Source organism: Empedobacter sp. UBA7248 (assembly GCF_002472945.1).
Classification (GTDB): Bacteria; Bacteroidota; Bacteroidia; order Flavobacteriales; family Weeksellaceae; genus Empedobacter; species Empedobacter falsenii_C.
The window spans coordinates 220,432-246,440 of sequence record NZ_DKSU01000014.1 but is presented as its reverse complement, the minus strand read 5'-3'; the positions used below and the strand labels follow the sequence as shown (position 1 = coordinate 246,440).

Genomic DNA, 26,009 nt, shown 5'->3' with positions numbered 1-26,009 from the left:
TTTAAAAATTGTTAAGTAAATCTTAACTAAAATCGTTCCAAAAAGATAAGAAAAGTTTTTGTAATTTGTAAATTTGTAACACTATAAAATAAAATTTATGTCTCTAATCAAATCTATTTCAGGTTTTCGTGGAACAATCGGAGGAAAACCGGGAGATAATTTAACTCCTATAGACGCTGTTAAATTCGCAGCTGCTTATGGAACTTGGCTTAAGAATCAATCAAATCAATCAGAATATAAAGTAATTGTAGGGCGTGATGCTCGAATTTCTGGACAAATGGTTTCTCAATTAGTTTGTTCAACTTTACAAGGATTAGGAATTAATGTTGTCGATTTAGGTTTATCTACAACGCCAACTGTAGAAGTTATGGTGACACATTTACATGCAGATGGAGGAATTATTTTAACTGCTTCTCACAATCCAAAAGAATGGAATGCGTTGAAATTATTGAATGCAAAAGGAGAATTTGTTTCTGCTGCAGACGGTGCACAAATTTTAGCTTTCGCAGATAAAGATGATTATACTTTTGCAGAAGTTGATGATTTAGGTTCTTATGAAACTTTTGATGATGCAATTGATTTACATATCGAGAAAATTTTGGCTTTGCCATTAGTAAATGCAAAAGCGATTCAAGAGAAAAATTTCAAAGTTGCAATTGATGCGGTAAATTCAACTGGAGGAATTGCAATTCCTAAGTTGTTACAACGTTTAGGTGTGATTCATTACGATATGTATTGTGAGCCAAACGGGCATTTCCCACATAATCCAGAGCCTTTAAAAGAACATTTAGGTGATATTTGTAAAAAAGTAATCGACGAACAAGCTGATTTCGGAATTGTGGTAGATCCAGATGTTGACCGTTTAGCAATTATCGACGAAAAAGGTGAAATGTTTGGAGAAGAATACACTTTAGTTGCAGTCGCAGATTATGTATTATCAAAAACACCTTCAGCAACAGTTTCTAACTTATCATCTTCTCGTGCTTTACGTGATATTTCTGAAAAATATGGTCAAAAATATTCACCATCAGCAGTTGGAGAAGTGAATGTTGTAGTTGAAATGAAAAACGTTGACGCTAAAATTGGTGGAGAAGGAAACGGAGGCATTATTTATCCAGAATTGCACTACGGACGGGATTCTTTAGTAGGAATTGCTTTATTCTTGACATATTTAGCTGAACAAGATAAATCAGTTTCTGAAATTAGAGCTTCTTATCCTGCTTATTTTATGGCGAAAAAGAAAATCGAATTAACACCAGAAATCAATGTTGACGAATTGTTAGTGAAAATTCAAGAAGTTTACAAAAACGAAGAAATCAATACTGTTGATGGAGTTAAAATTGATTTCCCTACAGAATGGGTTCATTTAAGAAAGTCAAACACAGAGCCAATTATTCGTATTTATACTGAAAGTACTTCAGAAGAAAATGCAAATAAATTAGCTGATAAAATGATCGAAAGCATCAAAAATATTATCTAAAACAATCTATTTTAATTGTTTAACAAATGTGCAAAACTCTAACAATTCGTTATGATTTTTGCACATTTTATTTTGTAAATTAGTCTGATACTATGGACGAAGATTTTTTTAATAACGAGCTAATTGAAGGTTTTGAGCAAATGCTTGACAATCGTGAATATAAGTATTACGATTCGGAGGATTTGGTCGAAATTCTTGAATTCTATATTGAAGTAAATGATAGCGAATACACAAAACGTGCGCTAGATTTTGCAGAAAAAATGCATCCCGAGAATATAGATATCAAAATCAAAAGAATTGAATATTTTCTTACAATTGAGGATTTAAAAAAAGCTGCAAAACTCATCAAAGATTTAAAAGATTTAGCTGCAAACGAATTAGATTACCTTCTTGTACAAGCGCGATTTTGGGGAATGAAAAATATGCCCCGAAAAGCGATAAGTTTTTATGAAGAAGCTTTGCAAATAGACGACGAAGAAACAGATTTTATTTGCAATTGTATCGGAAATGAATATTTGAATTTAGATGAAGTTCATTCTGCGTTGATTGCTTTCAGAAAAGCATTGAAATTCAATCCAGAAAACGATTATACTTTCTACTCTATTATTCAATGCTACGAAGAAATTCATAATCCTGATGAATGCATCGAATTTTTAAAAGATTTTATTGACGACAATCCATATTCAGAAGTTTCTTGGTTGCAACTTGGTTTGTTGTACAATCACAAAAAAATGTATGACGAAGCTATAAATGCGTTAGATTACGTGCTCGCGATTAATCCTAACTCTATTGTTGGTCATGCTAACAAAGCAGTTTCATTGGAGGAATTAGGAGAATACAACAAAGCAATAGAAACACTAGAAGAAACATTAGAATTTGATGATTCGCCCGCTGTTACGCATATGAAAATTGGTGAATTGTACGAAAAGTTAGAGAAACCACAAAAAGCATTGAAAGCTTATCATATTGCAATAAAAGAAGATCCACAATTGGATAAAGTTTGGGCAAAAGCAGCTTCGCTTTATAACAAATTAGAAAATATTGAAGAAGCCGAATATTACATTCAGCGTGCAATAGAATTAAATGGCGATAGTTACGAATATTATACAGATTCAACTTACTATTTTCTGAAACAAATGAAGTTTGAGGAAGCTATAAAAAACCTTTCAAAACTTGTTGAAATGAAACCTTTAGTATTCAATACTTGGTTTGCTTACGCCGAAACTTTGATTGCCGTTGGAGAATACGAACAAGCCATTGCAGTCTTATTAACAGGCGCTTTGAAGAATTTTAATCGTGCCGAATTTTTCTATCAATTAAGCAATGTTTATTATATCACCGATCAAGATCAATTAGGAAATGAAGCGTTGCAAAATGCATTAAGTTTGGATCGAGATTTAAAAAATTCAATGATTGAATACTATCCGATTTTAGAAGAAAAAATCAATCAAATTTCTGGAAACAACGAATAAAAATATAATTCGTAAGCCATCTTTTTAGATGGCTTTTTTTCTTCACAGTAAAATAACACAGGTTTGTACAAAAAAACTTAACTTTATGAAACTAAACAAGCCTTATGAACTTTGTCGCACATCAATATTTATCCTTCGGAAATCAATCACTTCAGATTGGAAATCTGCTTGGAGAAATTGTTAAAGGAAAACAATATTTAGATTTTCCAGAAGAAATTCAGAAAGGGATTTTATTGCATCGTTCGATTGATACATTTACAGATTCTCACGAAACGGTGAAGAAAAGTTCAAGTTATTTTCACGAAACACAGCACAAATTTGCACCAATTATTATTGATGTGATTTATGATTATTTTTTGATTAAACATTGGAATAATTATTCTGAAACTCCTTTCGAAAAATTTAAAACAGATTGTTATCAATTATTTAAGGATGAATACAATTCGCTTCCAAAAAAACTACAAGAAACCATTTTTTATTTGCTAAAATATGATTGGTTCGAGAATTATTCGACCATAGAAGGCGTTCAAAAAACATTAAAAGGAATCGGAAGTCGAGCAAAATTCGAGAATAATTTACATCAAATCATTCCCGAATTTGAAAAAAATTATGCGAATCTAGAAACTGATTTTCTGTCATTTTTTCCTCAAATCCAAACGCATTGCAAGAACTTTGTATTCGTTGATTCTCAAGTCTAAATTTCATTTTAAGAATTCGATAAAATTCATTAGTTTAGGGCTGTAAACAAACAGAAAACCACAATGGATTTAACTTTTAATAAAAGAGAGGATCATAACAAATTATTACTTTCTAAACTACGCCAAAAACTGAAACAAGTTTACCTTGGCGGAGGTCAAAAAAGAATTGATGCGTTGCATAGCAAAGGAAAAATGTCTGCAAGGGAACGTATTGATTATCTTTTAGACGAAAAAAAACCGAACATAGAGATTGGTGCTTTAACAGGCGATGAAATGTACAAAGAACACGGCGGATGTCCTTCGGGAGGTGTTGTTGTGAAAATTGGTTACATTTCTGGCAAACAGTGTATTGTTGTTGCGAATGATGCAACTGTAAAGGCTGGTGCTTGGTTCCCAATTACAGGTAAAAAGAATTTGCGTGCGCAAGAAATTGCGATGGAAAATAAATTGCCAATTATTTATTTGGTAGACAGCGCAGGTGTTTATTTACCAATGCAAGATGAGATTTTTCCTGATAAAGAAATGTTTGGTCGAATTTTCCGCAATAATGCAATTATGTCATCAATGGGAATTACTCAAATTTCTGCTGTGATGGGAAGTTGTGTTGCTGGTGGAGCATATTTACCAATTATGAGCGACGAAGCGATGATTGTAGACAAAACAGGTTCTATTTTCTTGGCTGGAAGTTATTTGGTAAAAGCAGCTATTGGAGAAGATATTGACAACGAAACTTTAGGAGGAGCAACAACACATTGCGAAATCTCTGGTGTGACTGATTATAAGGCAAAAGATGATAAAGATGCTTTGGATAGAATAAAATCTATCGTTGGTAAAATTGGTGATTATGAAAAATCTGGATTTAATCGAATTGAAGCAGCTAAACCTGCTTTAGATGAGAATGAAATCTATGGTATTTTACCTGAATCTCGTGCTGAGCAGTACGATATGTATGAGATTATTAACAGAATTGTTGATAACTCAGAATTGGACGAATATAAACCTGATTATGGAAAATCAATCATCTGTACGTATGCGCGAATTGATGGTTGGGCGGTTGGAATTGTGGCTAATCAACGTAAAATTGTGAAGTCTAAAAAAGATGGGATGCAGTTTGGTGGCGTGATTTATTCAGATTCTGCGGATAAAGCAACTCGTTTTATTGCAAATTGTAACCAAAAGAAAATTCCGTTAGTTTTCTTGCAAGATGTAACTGGTTTTATGGTTGGATCTAAATCTGAACATGGTGGTATTATCAAAGATGGTGCGAAAATGGTGAATGCAGTTTCTAATTCTGTTGTTCCAAAATTCACAATCATAGTTGGTAATTCTTATGGTGCAGGAAACTATGCTATGTGTGGAAAAGCGTATGATCCAAGATTAATTGCGGCTTGGCCTTCGGCTCAATTGGCAGTTATGGGAGGCGAGCAAGCGGCGAAAGTTTTGTTACAAATAAAAGAAGCGACTTTGAAAGCGCAAGGTGTAGAAGTTGATGAAGTGAAAAAGCAAGAACTTTTGAACGAAATTACAGCAAAATACAATGATGAAACAAGTCCTTATTATGCTGCGGCACGTTTGTGGACAGATGGAATTATTGATCCTTTAGATACGCGTAAATGGATTTCGATGGGTATTGAAGCAGCAAATCATGCTCCGATTGAAAAACAATTTAATTTAGGTGTTATCCAAGTTTAGAAAAACGAAAATATTTTTAAAAATAGAAGAGAATCCTAAAATTGGATTCTCTTTTATTTTTTGAATATTGTTTGAAACATGTAAATCAAATCTTGTTGAAAACTCCAATTCTTTACATATTCTACATTAATTTTGACTTTATCTGGCCAAAGAATTTCATCATTATATTGGATTGGATCATTTACATTGGATAAAATTTCTTCTTCTTTACGATATTTTAATTGAGCAGGACCAGTAATTCCAGGTTTAACTTTCAACATCAATCTATCCTCTCCAACCAATTTATCTGCATAACCAGCAACATCTGGACGAGGACCAACAAAACTCATTTCTCCTTTTAGAATATTGAACAATTGAGGTAATTCATCTAATTTATAATCTCGAAGAATCTTTCCAATTTTGGTAATTTGATGTTGATCAGTTGTTATTGTCGATTTAGAAATTCCTTTTATTGTTCTGATTTTATAAATATTGAAAAAATTTCCATTCTTCCCTACTCTTTTTTGTGTAAAAACACCAAATTGGTTGGTATCAATAGAACTTATGATAATTAACAAAACAATTAATCCCACTAAAAATATTAGTAGGATTAATGCAAGTATATAATCAAATATGTTCTTTAAGATCATTTCAATTAAAAGAATTTACCTTTAATTCGAGAAGCTAAACGTTTTATTTTTCCGAATGATGAATTATCAAAATTCTCATCTCCCGCAAAATATCCGTAGCCGTAACCGTAACCATATCCGTAACCATATCCGTAACCGTAACCATATCCGTAACCGTAGCCAGTTTTAATTTGGAAATCGTTGAATATAATTCCTACATTCGAAACCTCACCTTCATCATATTTATTAGAAATCGCATTGATAAAGTTTTTCTCCGAATAATTGTAGCGAGTTACATACAATGTACAATCTGCATAACGCATCAAATCGTACGAATCTGTTACCAAACCAATCGGTGGTGAATCTATAATTACAAATTCATATTTCTCTTTCAATTCAGTAAATAATTGATCCATTCGTTTACTTAAAATCAACTCTGAAGGATTTGGAGGAATTGGACCTGCTGTAATAATATCTAAATTTGGTAAAATTGTACGTTGCGTAATTTGATTTAACTCTAAATCACCCGCAACATAGTCTGTAACACCTGTCTTATTATTGATGTTAAAATCATCAAAGATTTTTGGTTTACGTAAATCTAATCCAATCAGAACCGTTTTCTTATCCATAGAACCGATTGAACTCGCAATATTCATCGCGTTGAAAGTTTTTCCCTCACCTCCAATAAATGAAGTTACTAAAATCGTTTTATTATGTTCTTCAAGTCCTGGATTCTTATATAAATATTTTAGATTAGAACGAATTGATCTAAACGATTCTGAAATTCCTGATTTTGGATTATTGATTACAACTAAAGGTGAATTATCTCCCAAAGGACCAACTAAACCAATAATTGGAATATTCGTACGACTTGTAATATCTTTTAATACTCGAACTTTGAAATCTAATAATTCTTTAATCACTACATAAATCAAAGGAATTAATAAACCAATTCCCAAAGCTATTAAATAATTACGCTGCGGATTTGGATAAATAGAACCTTGTCCTTGATTTTTAGCTGGATCAATAATTGTGATATCAGATACGATAGATGCTAAAGATAAATCAGTTGTATTTAATTGATTAATTAAAGTTGAATACAATGTACTATTCAATTCAAATCCACGATTTGCTTCAACAAATTCAATTTCTTCATAAGGTAAATCTTTCGCTTTGAATTCAGATTCCGTTAACTTAGCATTAATCATGGATAGATCTGTATTCAACTTTTGTAAATGTGCATTAACTACATTCGAAATATTATTTCTTGTTTTAGCTAATCGACGATCAATTTCTCTAATCTCATCAGTGTTCGCTTTATAAACTTTTAACATTTGCTCGCGCTGATTCTCAAGACCTTCTAATTGATCTACATTCGTCATGTAATAAGACACATCAAGACCAGCAATATTAAGCGCGATTAAATTATCAACACTACTCGATTTTTTAGGCATTAAACGATGTAATGCATTGATTTTCTCTTCTACAGTTACGCGTTCTTTATCTAATTCTGTAAGTTTACTTAAAAGCTCGCCTTTCTTTGTGTCGAAATTATAAACTCCTGTTTTCTTCTGTAGCTCTTGTAAATTGTTTGTTGCACTATCTAGCTTAAGCTTTACAGCTGCAATTCGTTCTTGTAAATATTTACGTGTTTGGTAGGCTGATAAATTTCTTTCTGCTAATTCATTTTCAATTAAAACTTGAATTGAATTGTTTAAAATATCAACTGCTTCATTCAAACTTTCAGCATTTTTTGAAACAGCTATTATACTTGAAATTTTAGATGGATTTGTAACACTAAAATTCTGTACAGCTCTTCCTGTTGCATCTTTGATTGTGACTAATTTAAATGATATTGAGCTTTCAGAAAATGGTACATTTGAACGAGTCAACATGATTTTATAGTTTTTACCTACCATCCATTGATTATAATAACCAATCTTAGGTAAATTCAACTCGTCAGACTTTATAATACTATCTTTAGTAAACTGATATAAAGAACCATTTTTGTTCTCAACTTCAAAATAAAAAGAGTTATGATCTTTAGGTTTTACTTTTACATCAACATATGCAACTTGTTGATGTAATGTATCAATATGAACATGAAAAGGAGCATCTAATTTATATATATTAGATTTTTTTAAACGTCCTTCTTCTGTATAGAATATATAAGATTCTGCTCTTTTTACAACTTTCTCATTATGAATACGAGAAGTTAATGTATACGTTAACCCATCAATTTTATTTGCATTTCCTCCCCAAATAAAGTTAATAGAATTAGAGGCTAATGAATTATTAGCAGAACTATTATCTTTAATTTTAAATGTTGTATTTGCTGTATAAATTTTGTTCAGCTTCCAATTATTAAGATAATATGCCACCGCCAATGCTATTAGCATCGAAATTATATATAATGGCCAAGCATTCAATAATCTTGGTATAAGCCTTTCTACATCAATAAAGTCAGATTGTTTTTTCTTAACTTTTTGATTAATTGTTGTATCTGCCATTATTATATTTTATCAAAGAATAAATAAACTCCTAAAATTGTTGCAATTGCTCCCATTACAGTAGTAACAACAGTAAGAGGATTTAGTCCTACACCCCATACTTTTTCTTTACGAGGATTAACAACAATAATATCATTATTCTGAATCCAATAATACTCAGAATTCATAATAGATTCTTTTGTTAAATCGACATATACCTGCTTTGTCCCATCTAAATCTGTTCTAATAATTCGAACATTTTTTAAATCAGCATAGATATTATTCGTTCCTGATTGGGCAAAAGCATCTAGTAACGTTATATTCTTTTTAGGCGCTCTAAAAACTCCTTGACTTGCTTCTCCTACAATAGTATATTCTATTCCCGCTAAATTTACATCGATAAAAGTTCCCTTTTCATCATAGATTTTATAGAACTCATCTTGAACTTTCTTTCGAGCTTGTTCAATAGTAAGACCTTCTAATTTTATTTTCCCAATACGAGGTAACTCAATTGCTCCGTCTTGTCTTACATACACTCCATTTCCTCCTTGAGTATTATTACCTGAAGTAATAAAATCACTAAGAATTCCCATAGAAGCTCCTGCAGCAGACGAAATATTAATTAAAATTTGATCATTTTTTTGAATATGATATTCAGGTTTTTCAAAAGAAATCTTACCATTTGCATCTAATTTTAAATTAGTATCTGGCTGAATTAGTTGAACATCTTTTAAAGATATACATGAAAACAAATTCATGATTATCAACAAAATAAAAGTTTTGGTTAAAGTTGATTTTAAGTTAAGCATTTTTATAATGATATTTTTTTATTCTTTTTTAATATTACAGCATATCGTAAAGAGACAACAAAACTAATTGATAAAACAATAAAGATCAAAAATAGTTTATTAATTTCAATATTTCTAAAATAATACCCAATGAATATAAAAAAAATGTTAATAAGTACTAATATTATTGAAGTTTGAATATGAGTTAACCCTAATTTTAAAAACTGGTGATGAAGATGGTTTTTGTCAGCCGAAAAAGGACTTCTTTTTCTAAGAATTCGAATTGTAAAAACAGATAATGTATCTACTATTGGAATTACAAAAATAAAAAGAAGTAAAACAGGACCAGTTTTTAATCCTAAACTTGACGTTTCACTAATATATAAAAAACGAATTGCCATAAAAGTCAAAATAAATCCTATAACCATAGAACCAGTATCTCCCATGAATATTTTAAACTTTTTAGACAAATTATACCTTCCAAAACCTATTAAAACAGCTAATGTACTAACAGCTAATATTCCTATTCCATAATCAAATATTCTGTAGAATATATAAACAAAACACAAACTAATTACTATACCAATTCCTGCAGCTAAACCATCAATTCCGTCAATTAAATTGAACGCATTTATTAGTACTATAAATACAAAAATGGTTAAAATAACTCCAATAAAATAAGGAATTTCGTAGATTCCAAATAACCCTGAAAATGACTTAATCATTATACCAGAACCAAAAATAATTAATATTGTACTTATAATCTGACCATATAATTTTTTATCAGGAGCTACAACTAATAAATCATCCATTAATCCAATAAAAAATAATATTGTAATTGCGGATAAAAAGAAAGAATAGTTAACACCTAATTCGGTTGCAAATATCGAAGTAGACACAACAATTCCAAAAAACAAAGCTACACCTCCTAAAGTTGGCACTTTATTTTCATGAGAACTTCTCTCTCCAGGCACATCCATCAATTGTTTTTTATATGATATTCGTATAATTTTCGGAATAGATATTAATGTAATAAATAAAGCAGAAAAAAATGCTCCAAATATATTGACATATAAGGGAGAGATATTTAATGTATATAAATAGTCTAATAATTTAAAGTTTTCCATATTTTTTTATTCCATTAATTGCCCAAAAAAAAGTGTAATAAGACGATTTAAAAAAATTCATTTTTAAATAGTATCTATAAACATTATATTGTTTTTTTGCAATTCGTAATTTATTTCGAGAAACTGAGTTGTTTCTAATTCTATAAATAGCTAAAGATTCATTGATTGCTCTTGCATATTTTATTTTACCTAACAAATCTATCCACATTGCATGATCTTCTCGAAGTTCTACATCTGGAACCGGTATTTTTCCAATTCGTTTTGAATCATATACAGATGTTAACATCGGAATAGGACAATTATATAAAATTCGATTTCGATCTACTTTGTCTACAGCAATAAAATCTGCTAACAATGGTTTTAAATTTTCATCAACCCGCTTATAACTTGAATAAACTAACTCTTCATTATTCTCTATTAAATAATTAATTGTAGTTTCTAAAAAATTAGGCAACCATAAATCGTCACTATCTAGAAATGTTATAAATCTACCTTGTGCTTTATTCAATGCTAAATTTCTAGCATAGGCAGCTCCTTGATTTTTAGATTGAATAACTAATTTTATTCGTTTATCATTAAATGATTGAATTATTTCAACTGATTTATCTGATGAACAATCATCAACAATAATCCATTCCCAATTATTATAGCTTTGAGAATTTATTGAATCATATGTTTCTGAAATATACTTTTCCGAATTATAACAAGGCGTTATTATAGATATTAATTCCATTTCCATATCCCGTAAACAGCTTCTTTATTAAAAATTGTTTTATAATTAGCAAAATTTGATTTATGTGCTTGTTTTACTTGAAACCAAAAAATCAATAAAACAGTATAAGAAACGAAACTTAAGTAAATAAAATTTCGTTTAAACTTATCTCCATTAAAAGTATATACTAATCTACCTACTGTTAATCCCAAAAAAACTAAGTAATAACCTGGTAATCGAATTCCAAAAATTCCTTTACCTAGAAAGAAATAAAGTAAAACTCCAAAAACAAAAAGATTACGGAAATAACAATATAATTTATCTTCTACAGCATATTTGTTATAAATAATAATTGAAAGAATTGAAATAATCTTCACAAAATCACCTACTGCTACACCATCACCTTGATCATATAACTGACTTTGATAACTCTCAAATTTATCTTGCCCAATTGGCATAAAATCCATAATGATTTCTATAATTGAATTTAAACCTGTATAAAACCCTATAATTGAAAACACAACTAACCAGCCTATAAATTTTTCATCAAACTTCATTGGAGCAATCCAATAAGCAAGTAAAAAAACAATTATAGATTCATGAAATTGAAATCCAATTGTAATACAAATCAAAAACTTTATTAGGTTACGATCAATTACATAACGTATAGAATAAAGTGCAATTGCATTTGCTAATCCTTGCCTAATATGTACATGCTCTTCGAACATAAAGTTCGGCATCGCATAAATAAATAATACTAAAAAAGGAAATCCTCCGTATTTATAGAAAGTTGTTGTCTTTAGAATAAGAGAAGTTGTTGCAACTATTAATGTAAGCATCCCAAAATCAAAACCATAATCAACAAGTATTTTATTCAGGCCTAAATATCCTTTCTCCATACCTGCCATATAGGCAAAACGACCAAACTCTGACCAATTTACATAAGCCAATGCATTAAAAGTATCAAAATATGCTACCCAATCAGGGCTCAATGCGTATCCCAATCCAGCAGTTAAACACATTATCACAACAATTAATATATATAATTGTTTACTGACCTTTTTATTAGAAAACTCTAAAAAAGATGCGACAAATAGAAATGCAAATATGAATAAATAAATAAAACTCACTACCGATTAAAATTTAAGTAATAGTTGAGGATAAATCATGGCTAAATGGTAAAAAAATCTTTTTTTCAATGGTAATGAATTTAAATAGTTTTTGTCAAAACGCTTGTAGTTTTTAAGTTCTTTTTTTGTTAAGTTATTTGCCTTTAAAAAGTCATTCAAAACATTTAACATTTTACACTTCAAATTTTTATCTTTCACATAAACCAAATAAGCTAAATACGAATAATAACCTTGTATAATTTGAAAACGCTTTAACTCAGTTGCAAATGTATTGTATTTACTCTGATAAAAATAATTTGTCACCTCATTTACAGCAACAAACATATCCAAACCTTTCTCCGTATGTGTTTTTGTAATAGAATCTTGTCGTTCAAAATACTTATAAAAAGGTTGATTTATTTTAGAAATAATACTCGAATCTAAAACCAATTTCGGAATCAATTCTATATCCTCAAAATGAATTCCTTTTCTAAATAGATGATTCTCGAACAACGATTTTTTGAAGATTTTATTACAAGCAAAGCAACTCATTTCACCAAAAATGGTAAAATCTTCTGCTAAAATTATTTTTTCTGGCAATTGAGGCGATTGCGGTAAATCACGAAATTCTTTACCATTTTCATCAACTTTTACCAAATCACACAAAACAATTTCAGATTCATCTCTTTTCGCCAATTCATACATTTTCTCCAACATCGTTAAATCAATGTAATCATCAGAATCAATAAAAGCAATAAATTCTCCTTTCGCTTTATCAATTCCAAAATTTCTCGCATCACTTAATCCTCCATTTTCTTTCTGAATAGAAATTATGCGCGAATCTTTAGAAACAAATTCATCAATAATTTCTTGAGAATCATCTTTAGACCCATCATTTACAACAATCACTTCAATATCTTTCAACGTTTGATTCAATATCGAATCTAAAGATTTCGAAAGATATTTTTTGGTGTTATAAACTGGTACAATGACTGATATTTTAGGCTGAATTGACATTATATTTTATCAAAAATTGATTCGTATTGTTGAATTATTTTTTCTTTACTAAATCTTGAATGAATACTCGAAATTATTTGTTCTTCTAAATGATTCTCTTGCAAAACTTCTTTTATTTTTTTTGCAAAACCTTTCGAATCTGAAATTGGAAAAATTTCTGCATTAACACCTTCTTGAACAATTTCATTGATTCCTCCAGGACAATTATTTGCTAAACTATAAGTTCCGCAAGCTCCTGCTTCCAACAAAACATTCGGAAAACCTTCGTAACGAGAAGAAAGTACAAACAAATCTGCGTTTTTTAGGTAAACAAATGGATTTGAAACTTTTCCTTTAAACGTTACATTATTCAAACTCAATTTATCTTTTTGTTGAGCTAGCTCATCTTTAAAAGCTCCATCACCAAGAATCGTTAAATGTATATTTTCTCCTTTCAATTCATTCATCACATTTAATAAAAGATCAAAACCTTTTCGTGGTGAAAGATTTCCTATTGCTACAATATTTTTATATCTCGTGTTATATTCTATATCAATATTTTCAGCTTTCAATCGATTAATCAATTCAAAATCCACTGGATTATTGATCTTTACAATTCTATTTTCCGAAATTCTAAAATTCTCAATCAAATCATTTTTCATATCATCACTTTGCGCAATGATTTGATGAAAATTGTTATAAAATCGATAAAAGAATAGAATCTCTTTTCGTTTTACATGTTCAGAAACCACATTTGTTTCTCTTGTGATAAACTTCGTTTTAGGAAACAAAGAAATGATTGGCGATAAAAAAGCTGAAATTTCCCCCCAACCTGTAAAAACAATTTCTGGTTTTAACTTTTTAATCAATGGAATAATTTTGAAAATCGAATAACGAATACGAGAAACGTTTAATTCAATAATTTCAACATCATCTTTCAAATGATTTAAATAATAACCTTCTTTTTTGAACAACACCAATTTTGGACAGAATTTCGTTCGATCCAATTCATTACAAAGCGTTGTAATTACTCGCTCCGCACCACCTTGGTTAAGATCTGGCAATATGAAAAGTATTGTTTTCAAAAAATTTTATTCAATTCTATTATTAATATAACCTTCCGTTGCTTTTTCGTTCGAAATAATTTGCATTGGATTTCCTGTCACAATCGAATTGTCTGGCACATCTTGCGTCACATAACTGTTTGGCGCAATCAACACGTTATTTCCAATTGTAATTCCACCAACGATTACGGCATTTGTACCAACCCAAACATCATCTTTCAAAATTGGAAACCCTTTCGATTTTCCTCTATTTGTCTGACCTAAGGTAACGCCATGTGCAATATTACAATTTTTCCCTATTTTACATTTTGGATTAACGACAACGGTTCCCCAATGTCCTAAATTTAACCCTGCTCCAATTTCTGTTTTTGCAGAAATTTGATAACCATATTTAATCGAATAACGACGCAACAACAAACGATAAACTAAACCTAAAGGATGTTTAGCAGAATATTGTTGAGCTTTTCTTAAACAATAAATAAAACGAAAACCCGGACTCATAAAACCTTTCAAGAAAGGAGAATTTGTCCAATATCCAAAGTTTCGATAAAAATCTTTCTGAATAATTGTTTTCATAATTTAGTTTAAATATTTTTCAATTGAATTTACTGCATTACCCAACTCAAAAGGTAATGTTTTTCCTTCAATGATTTGTTGATATTTATGAGTAATTTCAGGATTTTGAATAAAATATTTCATTCCATCATAAATTGCTTCTTCTTCATTATCGATAATATATCCTAATTCGCCATCATTCAACATTTCTCTAACTCCCGAAACATCTGTTGCTATAATTGGCTTTTCTAAAACCATCGCTTCAAACAAAACTGTTGGGTAACCTTCGTAACGAGAGGATAAAATATAATAATCGGCTTGAACAAAATAGGGATAAGGATTTTCTTTGAAACCAATCAAATGTGCAGTTTCTTCAACTTTTAATTCTTCAACCAATTTTTTAATATTCGGAAAATCGTAACCGTCACCAACAATCCAAATTTGATGTTGAAAACCTTCGTCTAACAATTTGCGATGCGCTCTCAATAGACGATCAAATCCTTTTTGTGGAAAAACTGTTCCAATCGAAACAAATGTTGGTTGATCATTTTTTTTCTGAATCTCACAAGCTTCTAAAGCTGACTTTTTAATTTCATTGACATCAATTGGATTATAAATTCGAACCACTTTTTGTTTTTGTTCATCTGAATTTGCTAAACCTAAAAATAATTGATTAATCTTTTCTGAAATCACTAGAATTTGATCAAACTTGAAAAAGTTTTTCAATTGCACTGTTGTATATTCAGGAATATTCGACAAATCATTGTGAATCCAAACTATTTTTTTAGAAGATTTAATCGGAGAATTCAAGATTTCATCTGCCATTCCATGAATAGCCGCAAACTCTATATCGTATTTTTTATTCGGTAAAATAAATTTGTAAAGCAACTTTGGAAACGATGACAAAATCTTTTGATAAATCACTCGAAAAGCTTTTTGCGGAATATCTTGCGGGCGATTTGTCGTAATCATTTCACCTTTATTCAAATAATAGATATTAATCCAAGACGGCACATCTTTGAGATATTTACCCGAATAAAGATTTAACAACAAATCAATTTCGTATTTTTCTGGTGAAAGATTTTTGAGAAAAGTTACCAATACTTTTTCAGCACCTCCATGACGAAGTGAGCCAATACGTATTAATATTTTCTTTTTCATAGTTTAGGTTTGTGCAAAATTAATAATTTTGTGAAACCTTAAAAATAAATTACTTAAAATAACCTAAAACTATGTTAGAAAATTTTAAATCAGTTCTAAAAACAAGCCCATTCAAAATTATAGGATTATTAATTATAGGATGGATTGTGATGGTTGGATTGAATTATTTTTTAAACGAAAACCATTTTTTTACTGGTTCCAGAATTACTTTTCCAATAAGTGTCGTATATTTTTCTACTATCACTTTTCAAGGTGTCTTATTTTCAATATTTTTTTTATTAACAGGTTTATTCGCATTAAAAAATTATCATCATCTAAGTATTTTAAAATTATTTATTGCTTACATCTTGTTAATAATATTTGGAAACCTAGCTCAAGGTTCAATCCATCAAACTTTTTTAAGATCATTTCTTGATACTGATTTTCAATACTTTCATGATGTAGTTAAAATTAAAAATGGCTATACATTCATTTCAAGTTATAATGAGATACAAGATACTTTAACAATGCATGCCAAAACACATCCTCCTTTTGCTGTTTGGATACAATATATTATTTACAAAATTTTTAACGAGTCAGTACTTGGTTTAGCTATCGGAATGTCTATTCTTTCACTTTGTTCATTTTTTCCTTTGGTAAAAATTATTGATTTTTTCAAAATAGAAAACTCTAAAAGAAATATTCTTCTCTTAATTTTTGCACTTATTCCTGCTGTGAATATTTATAGTATTGTATCAATAGATGCTGTGTTTCTATTTTTTAGTTTAATTTTTTTATATGGAATGTTAATCATATCAAGATCGAATTCTATAAATATTAAAGGAATATTATTAGCATTTATAGGATTTTCTTTAGCAAATAGTATATCATTTAGTGGAACTTTTTTTGCCTGTGTTGCAGCAATATTATCAATATATCAATTAATTATTGAAAAAAATAAATACACAATCATTAACTTTATAATTGTAGGAATCTTATTTCTTTTCTATATTTTATTACTTCAATTAATACTTGATTACAACCATATTGAAGCTTTTTTCAATGCTTCAAAACTTGAAAACCCTAATGGTTTTAGAGGATTTCATCAACCAATTGTTTATCTTTTTACACGTTTAGAAAACATTAGTGAAATATTACTTTTCTTGTCTTTTGGTTTTTTCGCCTACCTATTTACCCCAAAAGTATTTAATCTTAAAAAGAATGAAATTAATTTTTATTTGCCAATAATAGCGTTCCTCTCTTTAATGCTAATGTTTTTGACAGGTGCCTATGGAACAGGAGAAACAGCAAGAGCTTGCCTTTATCTTTACCCTTATATACTTTTACTATTAATCAATGTAAAGGAAGTAAACGTTTTAAAAAACATAGCTTATATTGCTCTTTTACAAACATTCGTAATGCAATTAATAGGAGATTATTTTTGGTAAATGATTAATTAAAATATCTAAAATTAGATTTTGTAGCAATCGAAAACATTGCTTCATCACCTTTTGTGTCACCAAAAGCTATGATTTTATCATATAAAGACAAATCAATTTCTTTCTCGATTCTATTCTTTTTTTCTTGGTAATTACAATTTGGTGAAGCAAATTTCCCTGTAAAAAAGCCTTGTTCATCATATTTTGCTTTGGTACAAATTAGTCCCATTTCATAATAATCAGCAAAAGGTTGAATCCAAAAATCGACTGAAGCTGAAACGATAAATTTGTCATTATAATTACTTAATGATTTTATATATTCATCAGCTTTTGAATAAATTAATTCTTGATGATTTTTTTCGAAATAATTTTGAGCTAATTGATTAATTTCAACATAAGATTTTCCTTTCAAAAATTTCGAAATAAACATTTCTTTCACAAAACCAGCATCAATTATCTTCAATTTTGAAACGATAAATAATGGAATAAATATCAGATAATTAATAAAGTAAACTTTAGGAAAAGAGAATTTTAAAAAATCGAATAAGGTATCTTTACAAGTTAATGTTCCATCAAAATCAAAAAGGTATAAATTGCGATTCATTACATTTTCATTTTTTTGAAAATAAATTCAGGAACATTACGAATTATCATCATAATTCCCCACCATAAAAATGTCACATAAACAACATTTCTCTTTTTGACATAAGCCTTATAAATAATATTAGCCGCTTGATCTGGTTGAGCAGTTAATGGTTTTGGTGTTTCGATATCAGCTGTCATTTGTGTATCCATAAAGCCTGGAATAACCGTCATTACATGAACTTTTTTATGAAATAAATAATTTCTCAAACCATCTAAATAAGCTGTAAAGCCAGCTTTTGCAGATCCATAAATAAAATTGCTTTGACGACCACGTTCACCAGCTACAGACGACAATCCAATGATAGTTCCCGAACCTTTTGCTTCGAATTTCTGCGCAAAATGATTAATTAAGACAATTAATTTTGAATAATTTACTTCTACTATTTGTTTCGTATTCCAATCATCGTATAAACCTTCTTCCGAATTTTTTCCTAAATATCCAGCTGCACAAAACAATAATTCAGAATCGATATGAGAAATTAAAGAATAATCGTTTTCTTTTGTTAAATCGAAATGAACAATCTCGCATTTTTGCTCATATTTTGCATAAAAATGTAGTGCTAATTTCTTTGTTTTTTCGATGTTTGATGTAAATAAATAAACCATCGGAAAACGTTTACCTTCTTTCAAAACCTTTTCTACAAAAGCTATTGCTACATCAGAATTTGATCCTATTACTATCATTTTTGCTTAAATCTATTGATACGTTCGTTTTGCATCGACTCGAATTTTGGAGAATCGATATGTTGTAAATAATCTGTCAAGGCTGGATTGGACATCGCGTCTTTTGTTCGGTAAATATGTCCTCCATAATCCATCACAATTTTATCTAAACTTGCAATTAATTTCTCTAATTTATTGTTTACTTTAAAATCTAAAGCCAAGGTATATCCTTTCATTGGAAACGAATTATAGGCTTTTGGATTATTATCACCAAACAATTTCAATACGACTAAAAAAGAACCATTTCCACTAGCAGCAATTGTTTCCAAAATCTTTCGCATTCCTTCTTTTCCCGTCTCCTTTGGAATCACAAATTGATATTGAATAAATCCATTTTTCCCATAAATACGATTCCAATTATGAACAGCATCTAACGGATAAAAAAATGTTTCGTAATCCACATAATTTTTCAAATGCTTTTTACCTTGTTTATTAAAATATAACCAATTGAAAATCTTGATTGATAAAGGATTTAACGCAAAATTTGGAAAGAAAAATGGAATATTTAAGTTTAATTTCTTCTTAATTTTTAAAGGATTCTTTTTGAATTTTTGAGGTAACTCGTCTAAAGTCGCATGTTCGCCTCGCAACATAATCGACTTTCCTAAAGAAGTTCCTTTTTGTAAACAATCTAACCACGCAACATTATATGTCCAAGATTCAGAAGATTCGAATAGTTCGAAAATTTCATCTAAATTCTTTGCCTGAATTGCTTCATTTCGAATATATGCTGACTCAATTTTTTTCAACATAAATTTAGCAGAAATAACAATTCCTGTCAATCCCATTCCTCCTATTGTTGCCCAAAATAAATCTGTGTTTTCATTTCTAGAACAATGTAAAATATCTCCATTTTCGATCATTAAATCGAAATGAATTAAATGATCAGAAAAACAACCATCGATGTGATGATTTTTTCCATGAACATCTGATGCAATTGCTCCGCCAACTGTAATAAATTTGGTTCCAGGAGTGACTGAAATGAAATATCCTGCCGGAATTGAAACTTCTAAAATATCTGATAATAAAACACCAGATTCAACTTCTATAATGCCATGTTCACGATCAAAATCGATAAATTTATTCCATTTCGATGTTGAAATAATTGTATTTTGTAATGATGCATCTCCATAACAACGACCATTTCCTCTCGCAATAACTTCTTCATTTGAAAGAATTGCTTCCTGAAATTCTAAAATTGTAGTTGGTGAGACAACATTGGATTTTATAGATGGATACAGTCCCCAATTGGTAACTGGGATTAATTTTTTATTTTCCATTGTTAAAATAAATCAATAAAATATAACAGATTCCCCACATTACAATTAAAATTTGTAGAAAATGATCTTTAAAAATCAATTTAGTCGGAGATTCTGTTTTAGCATATACAAACGTCTGTTGCAAATAGCGCAAAACGGCTGCAAAAACAAAGACAAAGGTATAAATAATATAATGGTGAAATTTGGATTGTGTTTCTGGGGAAAGAATAAACATCATGTAACAAATTACAGCGACAGTACATGTTATAGCTAAGGCAGAATTAAGAAAATTGAGATTATATCCGTCTAGCGATTTTCTTGTAATACCTTCGAGTTCGGCGTTGATTAATTCCCCTCTACGTTTTCCTAAAGCTAAAATCAAAGCCAAATCAAAAACCAATAAAATCGTCCAATCTGTCACTAAAATCCCCGTCATATAACCGCCTACAAAAACTCTTAGTAAGAAACCAAATGCTATTATCATCACATCAAGAATTGCAATTTGTTTTAATTTGAATGAGTAAGCTAAATTCATAAAAAAGTAAATTCCAACAAGAATTGCAACCTGTTTATTTCCAAAAAAATAAATCAAAATTGATGTTATAATGACTAAAATAACAAATAGAATTAAAGCATTTTGCTTCGATATTTTACCACTTGCGAGTGGTCTATTTTTCTTTTCGGGATGTCTTTTATCTTTCTCTATATCAACATAATCATTGATAATATAAATACTACTCGCGACAAAAGAAAAAATTAAAAAGCCATAAAACGACTCAATAAACAAATCGATATTCAATAAATTTCCCGAAAAAAATATTGGTAAAAAAACAAATAGATTTTTCACCCATTGGTTAACACGTATAAGTTTTAAATAGTTTAGCATTTACTTTTTCAAAAATGTTCATCATTTTTAATATCTAACTTAAGATATTATTTTATAAAATTACAATTAGTCTTTACTTCAATTTTAAATATAAATACGACAACGGATAAAGCAATATCGACAACAATTTAAAGTACTTCAATCCTTTGTTTATTTCTGACAAATTTCGATGGTTGATTATCGAATAAACTTGATATCCAACCAAATTACGAATTAAAGCTTTTGGATATCCAAATAGTTTTGTTCCATAAGAATTTAGAAAAGAACGATAACCTTCCATCAAACCAAAAGTATTTTTTCCCGTCCAACGTGTATTGGAAACAGAATTAGCATCTTCTTCATCCAAATGATAATTACGAACAACTTTATTCACAAATCTAGTCTTCACTCCATCAGCATCATAGGTATTAAAAAACACTGATTGTGGAATGTAACCTTTGCTTTTATAAGGTGAATAATCAAAGTTTTTCAACAATTGTTGATAAGTCTTTGTTATAAAAATACCAAACTTATCTCCACGCACTTTATACTTGTAACGCATATCGAAAATTGACCCATCAAATCCGTTATTTGGATATTGATTTCCAACAATTTTTCCATCTGTATATTGCGACAATCCCATTACAGAAATGTATTCGTCTTGGTTTTTTATTTTCTCTACCTCATCAAATAATGTTTGTAAAGCATTCTCAGGATAAGAATCGTCTGAATCAACAATCATAAAATATTTAGAAGTCACTTTTTTTATTCCTTCAAAAACAGTAATGAATTTATGTTGATTTTCATTCCAAAAATATTCAATATTAATTAGACCTTCTGATTGGAAATTCTCAACCATTTCTTTGGTATGATCGATAGAACCATCATCCATAATAATCCATTTAAAATCTTTGAATGTCTGATTCTTTAACGAATCATACACACGTGTCAACGTATGCGCGCGATTATAAGAAGGTGTGACAATGGTAATTTTAACCTCGTTCATTCTCTAATTTGATTTGATATTGTTGTTCGAAAATCTCTGTTACTTGATTGTAGATTTTTTGAGAATCAAACTTTTTATAAGATTCTGAAGTATTTTTCTTTATTTCTGTTAATAATTCTGGCTGAGTAAAAACTTTTTTCATTGCTTCATAAATTTCTTCCTCATTATCATTAACTAAAATTCCATCAATTCCATCATCTATCATCTCTGGAATTCCTCCAACATTGGTACTAATTATTGGTTTTTCTAATGCCAAAGCTTCATTTATCACCAAAGGATACGCCTCTGATCTTGTAGGTAAAACAAAATAATCTGCATTTTTTATATATGGATAAGGATTAATTTTTGTTCCTAATAATTTAAAGGATTCATTCAAACTTAATTGATTAATTTGTTCGGTTAAATTATTTTTTTCCTCTCCATCTCCCAAAACAGCAATACTATGTTGAAAACCTTCATTTATTAATTTTTGATGAATATTAACCAAATTATGATAACCTTTTCTACTATGTAAACGTCCTACAGAACAAAAAACTGGCTTTTGAAGCCCTTCATAATCTACAGTAAATTCTAACGCTTTTCTCTTAACCTCATCCGTATGAATCGCATTATATACTACCGAACTACTTGGGTAAGTGACATTGTAAAATTCGTCAATGACATTTCTTATATGAGCCGCACAAAAAATAACGTGATCAAATTTTTTCATTTGATCTATTCTCGATTTTGCTCTTTCTTGGTTTACATCGTATGTAACATCAGTATGAAACCAAGCTATTTTTCTTGAATTTTTATCTGGAGAATTTAATACCATATCAAATTCTATGTAGCTAGAAGCAATTTCTATATCATAATTTTCTGGAACTTTTATTTTGTATAAAATTGACGGAAATTTATCATAAACTTCTAACTTCAATCGTCGCCAAACTAATTGTAATTTCTGTATAAAAGCGTTAGAACTCATCTGTTCTTTTCCTTTTTCTACAACAATTAATTTTACATCAGTAGGAATTTCTTTAATCAATTCGCCTTGATACAAGTTAAGCATCAAAGTAAAGTCGAATTTATCTTTTGGTAAGTTTCGCAACAAATCTAAAACCACTCTTGGAACTCCACCCATTTCTAATGAACGAAGCCTAAAAAGTACTTTTATTTTTCTAGGTTGATTTGACATTTGGTTAGTTTAATAAACAAAAATACAACATTGAGTTTGAATTGAATAATACAACAATCTAAAAACTCATAAAATAATTCTTAATTTTGCAGAAAAAGTAGAAAATGTTCAAAATTGGAACAAAAGTTAAAGTGATAGATGATAATATTTCGGGAACAATTACCAAATTGAAAGGTGATTTTGTTTACTTTAATGATGAGTTTGGTTTTGAATATGAGTATCATCAAGACGAAATCATCAAAGATATTGAGATTGACTATGAAGAATATCGCGACGAAGAAATCAAAGAATTTTCGAAACCAAAGTTTAAAACTTTTCGCAAATCTCATCGTCATCCGTATTTAACGCGAGAAATTGATTTGCATATCGAAAATCTGGTTGATAATTGGCGTGGTTTGGATAATGCGCAAATTATACAAACGCAATTAGATGTTGCTCGAAATGAGGTGGAACGTGCCATGTTCGAAAGTCAAATTCGATTGATTTTAATTCACGGTTACGGAAAAGGAATTCTGAAAAAAGAAATTACCGAATTATTATTTCGTTATACGAATATCGAATTCTATGACGCCTCGTTCAAGGAATATCACGGCGACGCCATAGAAGTTAAATTTATTTAAATATCTTATAATGATGAGAAGCTGAATTAAATTCAGCTTTATGTTAAAATCTTTTGATCCAATCCATCAAATCATAGTAATTTTGAGGAACAATTCCGTGTCCACTTCTGTATTCGTGGTATTCAAAATTAATATTCAAGGATTTTAAAAACTCATCACCCATACGTCCTAGTTCAATTGGTAATACAACATCTTCGGTACCATGCGAAACAAAGAAATTTAAATTCGAAAAATCTTTCGATTGATCAAAATCTCCAATAATTTTAGCTTCAGGATAACCACTTAAAATTGCAACATTTTTAATCTTTTCAGGATTATTTAGCGAAATCGCATAACTCAAAATTGCACCTTGGCTAAAACCCATCAATGTTACATTTGCTGCATCTAAATTCTCTTGATGAACAATTGCATCAATAAATTCAACCAATTTATTACGAGATTCTATTGCTTGCATTTCATCCATCCATTTTTCATTGTTCACAAAATTGATATCATACCACGCATATCCGCCATACACAATATCATGCAACGCACGCACACTTACAATATGCGCATTCTGTGGCAAATCTTGTGCAAACGAAAACAAATCTTCTTCGTTGCTTCCATAACCATGTATCAACACAAAAAGCGGCGTTTTTTCAGTCGAAACAACAGGTAAACGTTCGATATATTTTATTCCATTCAAATCTTTCATACAAACTTATTTTTAGCGAATTTAATTCTAATTTTTCTAAATAAAATTATTTTCAGTTCAGTTAAAACCCTTCGAAAACACCCAAACCAAATAAAGCAAAATCATATTTCACAGGATCATTTGCATCCATTTCTCGCAATTTTGTATCCAGTTCTTTTAATGCTTTTGCATCATTTTGTTTTCGAGTCAGAATATTTAATTTTCGTGCAACATTTCCCGAATGTACATCCAAAGGACACGAAAGAATAGAAGTTGGTATGGATTTCCAAATTCCTAAATCTACGCCTTGTTTGTCATCACGAATCATCCAACGCAAGTACATATTGATACGCTTTGCAGCCGAATTATTCAACGGATCTGAAATATGTTTAGTTGTTCGAGTTGGATGCTCTATTTCAAAAAAAGTTTGTTTGAAATTCGAGATTGATGCTTGCATCGAATCTGAAGTTTGATTTTTTACAAAAACTTGTTCCAATCCGCCATGATTTTGATAAATGTTACGAAGCGATTGCATGAAAAATTTCAAATCTTCACTATTGAATGTTCTGTGAACAAATCCATCCAAATTCTCTAAATGATTTTCAGAGAAATTCATCACAAAATCGTAAGGTGAATCTCCCATTAACTGCATCATTTTATTCGCATTATTGATAATCATTTTACGATTTCCCCACGCAATTGTTGCTGCTAAAAACCCTGCAATTTCAATATCTTCTTTCGCAGAAAATCTATGCGGAATCTGTACTGGATCAGAATCGATAAAGTCTAATGTATTATATTGAAGAACTTTTTCGTCTAAAAAATCCTTTAACTCTTTTTGATTCATTTACATTTCTGTTTGAAAAACTCCATCAGCCATCACCAATTTTCGATCGGTCATGTTTGCTAATTCTTCATTATGCGTCACAATAACAAAAGTTTGCCCAAATTCGTTTCGAAGATTGAAAAATAATTCGTGTAATTCTTCAGCATTTTTAGAATCTAAATTACCAGAAGGTTCATCAGCAAAAACAACTTTTGGTTGATTAATTAGTGCACGAGCAACTGCTACACGTTGTTGTTCTCCTCCAGAAAGTTGATTCGGTTTATGTGTCAAACGTTGCGAAAGTCCTAAATAAGACATTAACTCTTTTGCACGCTTTTCGGCTTCTGCTTTTTTTGTTTTCTTGATAAAAGCTGGAATACAAATATTTTCTATTGCATTAAATTCTGGCAACAATTGATGAAACTGAAAAATGAATCCAATGTTTTCGTTACGAAATTTAGATAAATCGCGATCGTTTAACTTCGTGATATCTTGTCCCGCAATCTGAATAGAAGTATTATATTTCTTTGGCTCAGAACTTTTTTCTAATGTTCCTAAAATTTGAAGCAAAGTTGTTTTTCCTGCTCCAGAAGCACCAACGATAGAAACGATTTCTTTTTCTGCAATCGATAAAGAAACATTTTTTAGCACTTCTAATTCACCAAATTTCTTAACAATATTTTCTGCTTTTATCATGATGTAAAGATATAAATTAAGTACTAAGTCTTAAATAAATAAAATTTTAATTCAATAAATTCATTTTATGTTCTTCTTTTTTTAAAAAAAAAGAGAAATTTAATATCTCAATAGACTTATTTACAATACATTAAATTTCTTAAAATAAGCATT

General features: G+C 29.7%; 25 protein-coding genes. 6 read left to right on the top strand and 19 right to left on the bottom strand.

Going from position 1 to position 26,009, the window contains the following annotated elements:
- The first annotated feature begins 97 nt into the window (after positions 1 to 97).
- The 4 genes from glmM to B4A23_RS13495 all read left to right on the top strand — a co-directional run bounded on the left by glmM (position 98) and on the right by B4A23_RS13495 (position 5,342).
- Positions 98 to 1,480, top strand: coding sequence for a phosphoglucosamine mutase (glmM, locus tag B4A23_RS13510; protein WP_180905889.1), 1,383 nt, complete (start codon positions 98 to 100; stop codon positions 1,478 to 1,480).
- Positions 1,481 to 1,572: 92 nt separating this feature from the next.
- A complete protein-coding gene (locus tag B4A23_RS13505) occupies positions 1,573 to 2,952 on the top strand; it encodes a tetratricopeptide repeat protein (RefSeq protein WP_291120796.1) in 1,380 nt (459 codons plus the stop codon).
- Positions 2,953 to 3,056: 104 nt separating this feature from the next.
- Entirely contained in the window at positions 3,057 to 3,650 is a 594-nt protein-coding gene (locus B4A23_RS13500; RefSeq protein ID WP_291120794.1) for an ACP phosphodiesterase, read from the top strand.
- 63 nt (positions 3,651 to 3,713) lie between these two features.
- Entirely contained in the window at positions 3,714 to 5,342 is a 1,629-nt protein-coding gene (locus tag B4A23_RS13495; RefSeq protein WP_291120793.1) for an acyl-CoA carboxylase subunit beta, read from the top strand.
- Positions 5,343 to 5,395: 53 nt separating this feature from the next.
- Here B4A23_RS13495 and B4A23_RS13490 read toward each other — a convergent pair whose 3' ends face one another.
- Genes B4A23_RS13490 through B4A23_RS13445 form a run of 10 tightly spaced genes read right to left on the bottom strand, consistent with a single transcriptional unit; the run spans position 5,396 to position 15,951 of the window.
- On the bottom strand, positions 5,396 to 5,971 hold the full coding sequence (locus B4A23_RS13490) for a sugar transferase (protein WP_291120792.1): 576 nt from the start codon (positions 5,969 to 5,971) through the stop codon (positions 5,396 to 5,398).
- Positions 5,972 to 5,976: 5 nt separating this feature from the next.
- Positions 5,977 to 8,460 (bottom strand): polysaccharide biosynthesis tyrosine autokinase, encoded by a 2,484-nt coding sequence (locus B4A23_RS13485; RefSeq protein ID WP_286486412.1) that lies wholly within the window; start codon positions 8,458 to 8,460, stop codon positions 5,977 to 5,979.
- A 2-nt stretch (positions 8,461 to 8,462) separates the two neighbouring features.
- On the bottom strand, positions 8,463 to 9,248 hold the full coding sequence (locus B4A23_RS13480) for a polysaccharide biosynthesis/export family protein (protein ID WP_291120789.1): 786 nt from the start codon (positions 9,246 to 9,248) through the stop codon (positions 8,463 to 8,465).
- 2 nt (positions 9,249 to 9,250) lie between these two features.
- Positions 9,251 to 10,354, bottom strand: coding sequence for a glycosyltransferase family 4 protein (locus tag B4A23_RS13475; RefSeq protein WP_291120786.1), 1,104 nt, complete (start codon positions 10,352 to 10,354; stop codon positions 9,251 to 9,253).
- Complete coding sequence (locus tag B4A23_RS13470; RefSeq protein ID WP_291120784.1) at positions 10,341 to 11,087, bottom strand: glycosyltransferase family 2 protein; 747 nt, start codon at positions 11,085 to 11,087, stop codon at positions 10,341 to 10,343. The genes B4A23_RS13475 and B4A23_RS13470 overlap by 14 nt, the downstream gene beginning before the upstream one ends.
- On the bottom strand, positions 11,078 to 12,196 hold the full coding sequence (locus tag B4A23_RS13465; RefSeq protein WP_291120782.1) for an EpsG family protein: 1,119 nt from the start codon (positions 12,194 to 12,196) through the stop codon (positions 11,078 to 11,080). The genes B4A23_RS13470 and B4A23_RS13465 overlap by 10 nt, the downstream gene beginning before the upstream one ends.
- A 6-nt stretch (positions 12,197 to 12,202) precedes the next feature.
- Positions 12,203 to 13,192, bottom strand: coding sequence for a glycosyltransferase family 2 protein (locus B4A23_RS13460; RefSeq protein ID WP_291120780.1), 990 nt, complete (start codon positions 13,190 to 13,192; stop codon positions 12,203 to 12,205).
- Complete coding sequence (locus B4A23_RS13455) at positions 13,192 to 14,256, bottom strand: glycosyltransferase (RefSeq protein ID WP_291120778.1); 1,065 nt, start codon at positions 14,254 to 14,256, stop codon at positions 13,192 to 13,194. Before B4A23_RS13455 ends, B4A23_RS13460 begins: the two co-directional genes overlap by 1 nt.
- Positions 14,257 to 14,262: 6 nt before the next feature.
- Positions 14,263 to 14,811 (bottom strand): serine O-acetyltransferase, encoded by a 549-nt coding sequence (locus B4A23_RS13450; protein ID WP_291120776.1) that lies wholly within the window; start codon positions 14,809 to 14,811, stop codon positions 14,263 to 14,265.
- Positions 14,812 to 14,814: 3 nt separating this feature from the next.
- The gene (locus B4A23_RS13445; protein ID WP_291120774.1) at positions 14,815 to 15,951 is read right to left on the bottom strand and encodes a glycosyltransferase; all 1,137 of its coding nucleotides are present in this window, start codon (positions 15,949 to 15,951) and stop codon (positions 14,815 to 14,817) included.
- A 71-nt stretch (positions 15,952 to 16,022) separates the two neighbouring features.
- Here B4A23_RS13445 and B4A23_RS13440 point away from each other — a divergent pair, with 71 nt between their 5' ends.
- Entirely contained in the window at positions 16,023 to 17,378 is a 1,356-nt protein-coding gene (locus B4A23_RS13440; RefSeq protein ID WP_291120772.1) for a hypothetical protein, read from the top strand.
- A 4-nt stretch (positions 17,379 to 17,382) separates the two neighbouring features.
- On the opposite strand, the gene B4A23_RS13435 is transcribed toward B4A23_RS13440, so the two are convergent.
- From B4A23_RS13435 to B4A23_RS13410, 6 genes are all read right to left on the bottom strand, one after another.
- Positions 17,383 to 17,973: an HAD-IB family phosphatase gene (locus B4A23_RS13435; RefSeq protein WP_291120770.1), complete on the bottom strand. Its 591-nt coding sequence runs from the start codon at positions 17,971 to 17,973 to the stop codon at positions 17,383 to 17,385.
- Positions 17,973 to 18,698 (bottom strand): SDR family NAD(P)-dependent oxidoreductase, encoded by a 726-nt coding sequence (locus B4A23_RS13430; RefSeq protein WP_291120768.1) that lies wholly within the window; start codon positions 18,696 to 18,698, stop codon positions 17,973 to 17,975. Before B4A23_RS13430 ends, B4A23_RS13435 begins: the two co-directional genes overlap by 1 nt.
- Positions 18,695 to 20,017 carry an FAD-binding oxidoreductase gene (locus tag B4A23_RS13425; protein ID WP_286486425.1) on the bottom strand — a complete coding sequence of 441 codons (1,323 nt, stop codon included), beginning with the start codon at positions 20,015 to 20,017 and terminating at the stop codon, positions 18,695 to 18,697. The genes B4A23_RS13430 and B4A23_RS13425 overlap by 4 nt, the downstream gene beginning before the upstream one ends.
- Complete coding sequence (locus tag B4A23_RS13420) at positions 20,007 to 20,882, bottom strand: UbiA prenyltransferase family protein (RefSeq protein WP_291120766.1); 876 nt, start codon at positions 20,880 to 20,882, stop codon at positions 20,007 to 20,009. Before B4A23_RS13420 ends, B4A23_RS13425 begins: the two co-directional genes overlap by 11 nt.
- Positions 20,883 to 20,955: 73 nt before the next feature.
- Positions 20,956 to 21,867: a glycosyltransferase family A protein gene (locus B4A23_RS13415; protein WP_291120764.1), complete on the bottom strand. Its 912-nt coding sequence runs from the start codon at positions 21,865 to 21,867 to the stop codon at positions 20,956 to 20,958.
- Positions 21,854 to 23,041, bottom strand: coding sequence for a glycosyltransferase (locus B4A23_RS13410; protein ID WP_291120762.1), 1,188 nt, complete (start codon positions 23,039 to 23,041; stop codon positions 21,854 to 21,856). Before B4A23_RS13410 ends, B4A23_RS13415 begins: the two co-directional genes overlap by 14 nt.
- Positions 23,042 to 23,145: 104 nt before the next feature.
- Between B4A23_RS13410 and B4A23_RS13405 the strand changes: the two genes are divergently transcribed.
- Positions 23,146 to 23,661 carry a hypothetical protein gene (locus B4A23_RS13405; protein ID WP_291120760.1) on the top strand — a complete coding sequence of 172 codons (516 nt, stop codon included), beginning with the start codon at positions 23,146 to 23,148 and terminating at the stop codon, positions 23,659 to 23,661.
- 43 nt (positions 23,662 to 23,704) lie between these two features.
- Here B4A23_RS13405 and B4A23_RS13400 read toward each other — a convergent pair whose 3' ends face one another.
- From B4A23_RS13400 to B4A23_RS13390, 3 genes are all read right to left on the bottom strand, one after another.
- Positions 23,705 to 24,355 carry an alpha/beta hydrolase gene (locus tag B4A23_RS13400; protein ID WP_291120758.1) on the bottom strand — a complete coding sequence of 217 codons (651 nt, stop codon included), beginning with the start codon at positions 24,353 to 24,355 and terminating at the stop codon, positions 23,705 to 23,707.
- 61 nt (positions 24,356 to 24,416) lie between these two features.
- Positions 24,417 to 25,181 carry a TIGR02757 family protein gene (locus tag B4A23_RS13395; protein ID WP_291120756.1) on the bottom strand — a complete coding sequence of 255 codons (765 nt, stop codon included), beginning with the start codon at positions 25,179 to 25,181 and terminating at the stop codon, positions 24,417 to 24,419.
- Complete coding sequence (locus tag B4A23_RS13390; protein ID WP_180905864.1) at positions 25,182 to 25,856, bottom strand: ABC transporter ATP-binding protein; 675 nt, start codon at positions 25,854 to 25,856, stop codon at positions 25,182 to 25,184.
- Positions 25,857 to 26,009: the final 153 nt, after the last annotated feature.